This window comes from Streptomyces sp. A01 (genome assembly GCF_059026195.1).
In genome coordinates, this window is sequence record NZ_JBWLKN010000105.1 from 1 (window position 1) to 887 (window position 887).

Genomic DNA, 887 nt, shown 5'->3' on the forward strand with positions numbered 1-887 from the left:
TGGAGCGTGATACGGCGGCGGGGCTGCGGGAGCGTCTTGGCGAACTCACCGCTGAGGAACAAACCGAGGCCCTGCTCGACCTCGTACGCACCCACGCCGCAACCACCCTCGGACACGCATCACACGAAGGAATGGAGGCGGAGCGCGCTTTCAGGGATGTTGGCTTTGATTCACTGACGGCTGTCGAGCTGCGTAATCGGCTGCGTACGGCCACTGGACTCGCGCTGCCCACGACCCTGGTGTTCGACTACCCTAACCCCGCCACCCTCGCCCACCACCTGCGCGAAAAACTCCTGGGGCATCGACCTGCCATTACCGCCCCCACCATGCGCACGTCGACTGCCGACGAGCCGATCGCGGTGGTGGGTATGGCCTGCCGGTATCCGGGCGGCGTCTCATCGCCTGAGGCTTTGTGGGATCTGGTGGCGGCCGGTGGAGACGCGGTCTCGGGGTTCCCGGCTGATCGTGGCTGGGACCTGGAGGGGTTGTACGACCCCGACCCGGAGAGGGTCGGCAAATCCTATGCGCGCGAGGGTGGCTTTCTGGAGGATGCGGCGTGCTTCGACCCGGCGTTCTTTGGAATCTCTCCGCGTGAAGCATTGGCGATGGACCCTCAGCAGCGGTTGCTGATGGAGGTCGCCTGGGAGGTGCTGGAGCGTGCGGGGATCGACCCAACGTCGCTCAAGGGCAGCCAGACCGGGGTCTTCGCCGGTTCGAGCAGTGGTGACTACGCCACGTTCCTGAGCAAGGTTCCTGCCGAAGTCGAGGGGTACCTGCTGGCAGGCAATGCCAGCAGTGTGGTGACGGGCCGGGTGGCGTACACCCTGGGGCTGGAGGGCCCTGCGGTGACGGTGGATACCGCGTGCTCGTCTTCTCTGGTGGCGCTG

At 66.1% G+C, this 887-nt stretch carries 1 protein-coding gene; it reads left to right on the forward strand.

The window, feature by feature from the left end; translation table 11 throughout:
• On the forward strand, positions 1–887 hold an 887-nt coding region (locus tag AC5P1B_RS35715), incomplete at both ends, for an acyl carrier protein (protein WP_493892200.1).